The following is a 7,131-nucleotide window of genomic DNA, read 5'->3' as shown; positions in this document are numbered from 1 at the left end:
GGCGTTCTCACTGCCCCAGAGTAAATCAAACCCCGTTGTAGATCCAGCGTTATAATCGCTCCATCTCGAATCACCTGCGTTGCTTGCTTCACGCCAACAATCACTGGCACACCAAGACGTAAGCCAAAGGGTTCCAAATACTGATTAAAAGGCAAATCATCAATACTATCAATGTATCGTTTAAAGAAATCAGTCAAATCGATTCCAGCAACAGATTCTATAACTTCCTGCAACTGTTCTGGGGTATAGCCAATTTCATCTTTGCCAAATTGCTGCCACATTTTCAGCATCACGTCATCAAGGGAACGCTGATTGTTATGAGTAGACCTAATCAGTAAATCCAGCAACAACGATACCATTTCTCCTTTTAAATAGTAAGAAATTTGGGAATTACCGCTATTAGCATCGGGGCGATAGAGTTTAATCCAGGCATCAAAACTTGACTCGGAAACGGGTTGTACCTTGCGCCCCGGTGTCGTTTCATATCTGGTAATTTCTTTACTCAAGTTATTCAAAAACGACTTAACATCATAAATCCCTGCCCGCAAAGGAATTAACAAGTCGTAGTAACTAGTAGTACCCTCACAAAACCACAATGACGGTGTGTAATTTTCTTGGTCGTAATCAAAAACCTCTAATGCTTTTGGGCGAATTCGTTTGACATTCCACAAGTGAAAGAACTCGTGCGCTACCAATTGGAGAAAGCGATCGTATTTTTCCTGAACGCGAAACCCAAAACGTTGGTAAATTAACGAGCAAGAGTCTTTATGCTCCAAACCGCCAAAAGCTTGGCTAAATAAATGTAACAGAAACACGTATCGTTCATAAGGCAAACCGCCGAACATCTGCGCTTCTACCTGAACAATTTTTTGGATATCAGCAATCAATTGCTGAACTTGGTAATTACCTTGCCCCCAAATTGCCAGTTCATGGGGTTTTCCCAAGACTTCAAATTTATACAATTGGTGGCTACCAATCTCAAAGGGAGTATCCACCAGAGTATCAAAATCGCTAGCCAAGAAAGTATTTTTTTCTTCACCAACGTGAGGTAGAGCAGTAGTTACCTGCCATTCCGGGTGTGGTGGTACGATGGTGACGCGAATGGGTAGCTTATCGCAGCCTGGTATTCTAAAAAATAGTGCCGCCCCATTGAAATAACCGTGGGTGGCATCCAAGTGATTTGTCCGTACCGATAGCTCATTAGCAAAAATGCGGTAACGTACAGTTAATTCTGAAACACCCGTTTTATCTACCTGCCAGTGATTTTTACTGATTTTTCGCCAAGGTAAAGGCTTACCCTCTGCAAAAGCGACAAAATCCTGTAAATTTTTGGCATATTCCCGAACTAAATAGGAACCGGGTGTCCATACCGGCAATTTTAAATCGAGAATCGGCGAGAGGTAATTGACAAGGCGTAAAGTCACTTCAAACAGATGGGTTTCTGGTTGGGACATTGCTACCAGGTAATGAATCGTTGGCCCAGTTACCTCGACGTAGGTTTTGGGACGAGTTGCTGTTGCTTCAGTCATCTTGTTTGCTGAGGTAATTGTTAATAGGCTACGAGATGCTGTGCGATCGCGCAGCATCTCGTAGAAAAGACAGTATTATAAGTTTTGATTCCACGGATAAATCCGCTTTCTCTCAAATAAAGATTACACTTTATTTCTTTTGCATAACTAATATACTACTTATGCATTGTACATAATTACTACAGGCAATTTGAGTATTTCAGCCATATTTAGCAGTCTGCGATGTCTACGACGGGCTATGGCTACGCACCAAAAATCGTTACCAACGCAGATTCTCCAATGTCTGGTTTCCCCTCCTGTAGAGATGCGATTTTCGCATCTCTACCTACACCCTACTTCCTTGCTCATCTGTAGAGTAAAATTGTTGAACATAAAAACGGGCATAGCGAACGTTAACCCAATTAATCCCGATTGAAAATCTTTGAGCAAATAGAGGCGCTTCATGTAAAAGAATCCTCCAAAGGGCATCGTTTTTGTTGGGCCAATAATGGGAACATCCAAGCTGCGGTAAGCTTTTCCTTCCCCCACAATTGGCATTGCTGCCATATCAAGATCGGGACACAATTGGCGCAGGGTTTGAATCAGATGAGAGGTGTGGTTGTCCTCTCCGTGGCCGTTACTGATAAACGAGATTCGCTTAGAAGGCATCTTGGGATTTGGATAGGTCTAAAATGCTTGCCTGGTGAGATTTTAAACCTACATTGGGTAATTAGACCAAGAGAGTCAAAAAATTTATTTGTATCGCTAAATAAATAAAGCAATCACACTTTGCCCGCCAAGTTCATCAACTGTTTGAAGTTCACAAGATAATTGATGTTCTTGGCGCTATCAATCTTAATCCACCCTTTTTCATGGAGCTTTTCCATGATTTTGGTAGTTTCTTCAACGCCAATTTCTGTCACCTCTGCTAAATCTTTAAAGGGAATGTTAAAAATTTCTCTTCCTAAGTCTGATTCCTGGCCATAGTTTTCACCTAAAGTTACTAGGGTATGGGCGAGTTTGACTGCTGGTGGTGAAGACCGCATTTGTAAACGCTGGTTAATTTGCCGCAATCGCCGCACCATCAGTTGCAACATTCGGTGATGTAGCTGCGGGTCTTTAAATAATATTTGAATAAAACGCTCTCTAGAGATACTAAGCAAGTTTACGGGTGAAAGAGCAATGACATCGGTTGAGCGTGGAGATTCATCCAAAATTGCCATTTCTCCAAAAAAATCGCCACGACCAAAAATTGCCAGAGCTACTGAATCTTCCCCGACGGTACGCCGGACTTTGACCCAACCAGAAACCACGAAATAAACGGCATTACCCCAGGCATCTTCCATCACAACGGCTCGCCCTGATGGGTATTCATGTTCAATTGCAACGTTGAGCAGCCATTCCAAGGTTTGTGGGTTGGCTGTACTCATCAAGGGGAAAAGTTCACTAAAAACCTCAGTTAGCATGAAATATCTGCAAGAAATGGATTCAAGAGCGTGAAACTAACTTCGCTATCATAAGTTCATTTAAACCGTAATTTTACTTAGGATAGGATCGCAAAATATGTATTTTTTTGATCTTAAACTCTAAGGTTGATCGGTCTAGAATTCTATTACAACATAACAATTATGTATGCGATCGAAATCAGAGGTTTCACTTACAGACTTATGATTTGCTGTTTGTTGGTGGATTGCTATCTAGTACCAAGATTTTGATCTGTTGGTCTAAATTTTTCACTAATTGAGTCAGGGCAATTAAAGCCTCTGATTGTTGAGAATCAAGGCTGGGATTCAGTAAAAGCCGTTCTTGTAGTTCATGTAACTTGAAACTTAGCTGCTGAGAAATTCCTAAAGCGTCGCGGCTCAGGCGCGTCAATTGTTGTTGTTGATAAAATTTTAGTGCTGCTCCCCGCAGAACTTGGAGTGTTGCCTCTTCACCGTAGATTCCTGGCATGATTCGCAAGCGTAATAATAAACGGTTTTTTTGATATACGTATTCCTTCTCTACCTGTTTTGGCTCTGCAACCGTGGTAAGAGGTAGGGAAGCAAACCGCTTTAATTCATTCAGTACTCCTTGGAAAACAGAGAGTGGCAGTTTGTCTAAAACAGATTGCAAAATTCCATTATCACTCCACAGTATCCTGCCTTCGTAAGCTTGTCTTTCTAAATACAGCCGACCAATTCCCCCACTGAGAATTCGCCCTAGTAATTCTTCTAATAATTTCTTTGGTGGTAGTGTTGACAGCAACTCGATAGGAGTAAGTAGTTCGGGAACTTGGGTAGGCAAAATCGGTAAATTTTTTGGTGCAGCTATTTCAGAAGTCTCACCTTCATGACTTCTCATTGTTTGAGATGATTGATCTAGCTCTGGGATAGGAGGCAAATCTACACGCTGCCCAGAATGTTGACGCTTTGATGTCTCAAATAGTGTCAATATTGGTTGCTGATTTGATTCAGGGTCAGTATTTAGAGAAACAATAGGTTTATCAGCGATGCTAGCTGGGCTATTTTGCTGGGGAGAGTCGGCTATTGGCTGATGCGCTTGTTGAGCATCTAGTTGGGATGTATTCTTATGGTTGAGGTAGGCTGACAAGATTCTGCGGTGAGCGTCAGATGCGATCGCTTCAATCACCATTGTGCAATTGATATAAGACAAAATGCGACCAGCATAATCTAGTGCCTCGCTATCTTGTGGATGAACCATACCTAGCAAGAGGTTTTTATCTTCTAATCCAAAGGGCAAAATCTGGTAGTAAAGGCAAGCTTCAAAGGATAAAAGATTATCAATAAGTTGGAAGATTCGATCGCGTTCCTCCCCTTCTTCCCAACTAGTTTGAGCGACAGTTAGCATTTGCTGTCCATTTGCTGCGGTATTATTTAGTTCGCCCTCTGAAAACAACATAGGTTTGATTGTGTTGTGTTTATTTATATTTTGCCTCTAATTTAGTAGGTAGTTAATAAAGATACTTTGTCGGATTGTTAAAATTTCAATTATATATACTTAAGTAGACGTAAGTAGAAGATGAATTTTAGATTATAGAATGGGGATAATACTGAGGATTGGGGGTTGGGGATTAGGGATTGAACATAATAATTAATACTTCTTCTTCCCTTGCTTCCCCTGCTCTTCCACTAGCCACTCCCTATTTACCTTGTCTCCCACCACCTGAATTGCCTACTCCTGGGTTCTTAAAGCTTGGGCAGCAAGATAAATTTTTGTCCATTCGCCTAAAACTTGATGAGTTTTGAGTTTCAACTGTTGGGCTATTGTTTCTATTAAGTTCCCTGCTCTTTGCAAATCTAGGATCTGCCGCCCCAGAGGAGTCAATTTTTCATCAAGTTGCTGCCATTGGTTTTGTGTTAACCCCAAGTTATGTTCTTGCAAGGAAATTGAGAGCCAACTTTCTACTAGCTCTGGTTTCCCTTTGAGAGCAAAAACACGCACGGCGTGGTAACTAATTTTTTCTCGCAGACGGTAGACTTCTTTAGTCTGCTTATTCAGTTTTTGGGCAATATCTTCCTGAGATTTGCCTTGCAAATACAGACGTAGCCACTCCACTGCGTCTGTACCCAGATTTTCTTGTAAATAATTTTCAAATTCTTTTTGCACTGACTGACGTAGCGCTTGTTGTTCCTCTAGGTGTTGTGCTTCTTGATATTCTGCGATCGCCTGACTATCGACTAAGTTAACTCGATTGTCACTGTCGTCGGTGAGGACTTCTTCTGAGACGAGTCTAATCAAGTCACGGCCAGGCACTTGGGTTAAGCCACCGCGCTGAGTGCGACGCAAGTAATTTACAAACCGATAAGCTAATAGGGGTTGATTGCGTACTGGTCGCAGACAATATTCCTCTATGCTGGCAAATAGCAGAGTATCTCCCAATCGTCTATCGGTTGTATATTTGCTCAGATCAGCCATTTGTTGTTGCATGTAGGCATCAGTTTGCAGTAACTCTTGGAGTACTTCTTGCAATACATCCATGACACTGCGCTGGCGATCGCGGCTGAGGGAAACCCAAGTCTGAATTTTATTCCGTAATGTCACTAAACTTCCCAGTCGCGTTATCAAGTTGCGATAAGCACGTTCTCGCCCGAACCCCAAATAGCGTTGACGTAAAATCCTCCAGCGATATTCCATCGCTTGTTTGGCGATATCAAGTTCTTTAGGGTTCAATAGGTCAAACCGTTTTGAGTCTGATCCCAAAAGCCAGAGAATAATACTTTGTCTAGCAGCTTCATTTTGTTCTGGACATTCCGCAGCCAAGCGCTTTCGCCAATCTAGAGCCAGTTTTTCCACATCCGTTACCATAGCGAGATTGCGCTCCTCGAAACTCAATTTTGAAGTTTGCATCACAACCCCCATTTGTCCCACCTAATTGTTTAACTGGCAGCTGTCCCTAATTTCATGAGTTTCATGAAAATATCTCAGTGATTCCACTTTTATTTCGTCTTAATTCAGCAAAATTATGCAGAAATTTTTGCATTAGTATTTTGCTTTCAATTACAAAATGTCCCAATCCCTTACATATCAAGCATTTTGTCCGATTTTGTAAATTTTAACTTTTTGTAAAGTTATGTTTTTTAACTGAGAACAAAAATTTGCCTAGAGGGCTGAGTATAAGGTTTTGCATACAGATGGGTTGGGGAAATTTGAAATTTTGTAACCGAGCCGAGGAACGAATCTAATTTAACTCAATAATCAGACGTTATTTCACCCGTATAAGTTTCAACGCTCTACAATCCCTTACGTAGTAAAATATTTAGTTAAATCTCAATATGCGTTGGTATTAATGATATTTTGGTCTGGAAGACCCCCCAACCTTTCTTAAAATCGGTTTAATTCCCTCATTTTTAAGAAGGGTGAGGGAGGATCAAGCCCTAGCTGAATAGTATTAAGTTAAATTTCGTACTATTGTTTTGTATTTATTAAGTGTATATACACAAGTTAGCATTTAAAAGGATGTTTGGTAAGTCGTTAATAAAAGCTTAATCTCTAAACTAGCTTCAGCTACAACTGTACTTCTAACATTGGCAAGTTATTCTTCAAACCCTGACATTGCCAATAATGAATAGTCAACAGTCAATATTGATTTTGACTATTGACTCTGACTGTTGCTTTCCCTCTGCTTGAAAATTCAACTTATGCAAATATAAAAACAGAAAGAATGCAACCTTCAAAAGCTTTAATGGTCAGAAGCCTTACAAGAGACTTCTCAATAAATTCATTCGTGGGGATTCTTTGTTTTGAGTTTCCCGCAGAGGTTTGAATCTATCGACTATTCGACGATCTAACAATGGGGTTTTCTAGAGATTCTCGATACTGTTGGACTTGTTCTGTGTAACCAATAGGCAGAACAGCTTCGACGTTTTCATGGGGACGAGCAATAATTACCCAGGATTCGAGGGTACCGCCATATACATTTTCTGCGGCTTCAATACCAGCAGCCATAGCGGCTTTTACCTCAGAAACATCGCCACGAATATTAACTGTAAAACGGGCGCTACCCACTCTGATATATCCAACGAGGGTGACTCGACCAGCTTTTACCATAGCATCTGCTGCTGCTAGCACCGCAGGGAAACCTTTCGTTTCAAGTGCTCCAACTGCCTGTAATGACATTATT

General features: G+C 41.1%; 6 protein-coding genes. All 6 read right to left on the bottom strand.

Features of this window, described 5'->3' with window-relative positions:
• The coding region (locus CDG79_RS15045) for a M61 family metallopeptidase (RefSeq protein WP_223278156.1) at positions 1–1,529 on the bottom strand (1,529 nt) is incomplete at its 3' end.
• Positions 1,530–1,850: 321 nt separating this feature from the next.
• On the bottom strand, positions 1,851–2,177 hold the full coding sequence (locus CDG79_RS15040) for a hypothetical protein (RefSeq protein WP_223278155.1): 327 nt from the start codon (positions 2,175–2,177) through the stop codon (positions 1,851–1,853).
• A gap of 113 nt (positions 2,178–2,290) precedes the next feature.
• On the bottom strand, positions 2,291–2,974 hold the full coding sequence (locus tag CDG79_RS15035) for a Crp/Fnr family transcriptional regulator (protein ID WP_094333442.1): 684 nt from the start codon (positions 2,972–2,974) through the stop codon (positions 2,291–2,293).
• A 199-nt stretch (positions 2,975–3,173) separates the two neighbouring features.
• Positions 3,174–4,409, bottom strand: a complete 1,236-nt coding sequence (locus CDG79_RS15030; protein ID WP_094342835.1) for a pilus assembly protein PilB — start codon at positions 4,407–4,409, stop codon at positions 3,174–3,176.
• A gap of 273 nt (positions 4,410–4,682) precedes the next feature.
• Positions 4,683–5,870 carry a HetZ-related protein 2 gene (locus CDG79_RS15025; protein WP_094342834.1) on the bottom strand — a complete coding sequence of 396 codons (1,188 nt, stop codon included), beginning with the start codon at positions 5,868–5,870 and terminating at the stop codon, positions 4,683–4,685.
• A gap of 906 nt (positions 5,871–6,776) precedes the next feature.
• Positions 6,777–7,127 (bottom strand): carbon dioxide-concentrating mechanism protein CcmK, encoded by a 351-nt coding sequence (locus tag CDG79_RS15020; RefSeq protein ID WP_094329988.1) that lies wholly within the window; start codon positions 7,125–7,127, stop codon positions 6,777–6,779.
• Positions 7,128–7,131 lie beyond the last annotated feature (4 nt).

It is taken from the genome of Nostoc sp. 'Peltigera membranacea cyanobiont' 232, from assembly GCF_002245985.1.
Classification (GTDB): domain Bacteria; phylum Cyanobacteriota; class Cyanobacteriia; order Cyanobacteriales; family Nostocaceae; genus Nostoc.
This window is presented reverse-complemented; position numbering and strand designations above follow the sequence as displayed.